The following is a 1,745-nucleotide window of genomic DNA, read 5'->3' as shown; positions in this document are numbered from 1 at the left end:
AAAAATATCTTGTAGTTGATGTTAATCTTAAGTTTAATTCAGACTTTCCTTTTCTATCAAAGTTAAAGTTGTTGTTGTATACTTCTTTACCTGTTTCATTTTGTGGTTTTCTTGAAAGAGTACCTTCAGCAAATGTGATAGACTTAGCATTTCCGTTATAATAGTTAATCTTTGCAGCTACTCCATATCCGCCATTAGGTGTAACTTCTTTAGTTAAAGAAGTTTCAACTGTTGCATCAGCAACATCTACCCAACGTCTGTTAGGATCAATTACATTGTCAGTAATTGCTGTGTGTTGCCATTTTGCATTGTCGCTATGACCAAGTGCTAAATATCTTGGGTTACCAAGTTCAAGAATATGAGTTGCTTCGTTCTTATCGTTTACAAGAACTCTTACAAGTGAACCATAGTAATAAGATGGGTTAGAAATAGAACTTACTTTTACTGCATTTGAAAATACGTTCTTAACTTTTGATTTAGCATCTGCGTTTACATCCAAAGTGTTGTGTTGGTTGTAAAGTACAAATGTAGTATCGTTAGTAATCTTAACAGTCTTAGCCTTGTCTCCTTGGTTAAGTGTTAATTCACTGTTCTTTAATTGAGAAAGGATACCCATTGTTTCGTTAGCAGGCATTTTCTTGATGTATTTCATTGCATATAGTGCATTGTACATCATTGTGAATGCATCTTCTCTTGTTGCAGGAGCGTTTGAGTTAGCTACTGTAACGTCTTGAAGAATTCCAAGTTCAGCTGCCCAAGTCATCCATTGAGATGCCCAGTTAGCATTAGCTTTTTTAACCATATCAGCTGTTAAGTCTTTCTTTACTAATACAACTAACATTTTTGCAAGTTCTGCATATGTTACGTTGTTGTCAGGTAAGAAAGTTCCGTTTGGATAACCGTTAAGCATTGCTTGTCCGTTAGCTGTTGATGGAACTGTTGATCCTACTGTTATAACTCCGTTAGCCCAGTGAGAAGTTTCTACGTCTTTGTAAAGCTTCATTGAGCCTTGTAGTTTTTCAGAAAGAGCCTTATGACCGTTTCCGTAAACTAATAATTTAGTGATTTCTGATCTTTTGATGTTATCACTAAGGTTAAGTTGTCCTTTTTCATCGCCTTCAACAAATTTGTTGTCAACAAGATATTGGATTTTTTGTTGTTTTCCTTCTACCTTCTTAACTTCTTCTTTCTTTGTTTCTTCAGCGGCGAAGACACTTGTGAATGTTCCTAGTACCATTACTAATGCAAGTACTAGTGATAAAAATTTCTTGTTCATCTTGTCTTTCGACCTCCTTAAAAATTTTGTAGACCTACAAAAGTCTTAAACTTTTGTTTGCTGTTTGAACGAAACAGCTTAGAGGTAGGCAAGTAAACATTAATTTTTGCCAATTAATATTTAGTTGTCATTGTTCCTCTTTGTTATATTATACACTACTTGAAATAAAAGTAAAATTACAGTTGTATTACAAATTTATATCAATTTAGCAAAGTGATTTGTTATGTACTTTTAATTATGATTATAACTGTTTTTGTTATCTTGAAATACTTTGTATTTTTATCATCTCGTCCATAGTGTAAAGTGCTCTTTCATTCGTGTTACCTTGACCTAAAATGAACGAAACGCAGTGAAAAAATCTTTCCTCCTACTGTCATCTCGACTGAAAATGAACGAATCTTTTCTCTCTTGTCATCTCGACTAAACACCGGAGGTGTGCATGGAGAGATCTCTTCTTTTCTGTCATTGT

At 34.0% G+C, this 1,745-nt stretch carries 1 protein-coding gene; it reads right to left on the bottom strand.

Annotated features, from left to right (window positions below; all coding sequences use genetic code 11):
• The coding region (locus HMPREF0629_RS03885) for an S-layer homology domain-containing protein (RefSeq protein WP_009222062.1) at positions 1-1,276 on the bottom strand (1,276 nt) is incomplete at its 3' end.
• Positions 1,277-1,745 lie beyond the last annotated feature (469 nt).

It is taken from the genome of Peptoniphilus sp. oral taxon 386 str. F0131 (assembly GCF_000090945.1).
In the GTDB taxonomy this organism is placed as follows: Bacteria; Bacillota; Clostridia; order Tissierellales; family Peptoniphilaceae; genus Anaerosphaera; species Anaerosphaera mikwangii.
This window is presented reverse-complemented; position numbering and strand designations above follow the sequence as displayed.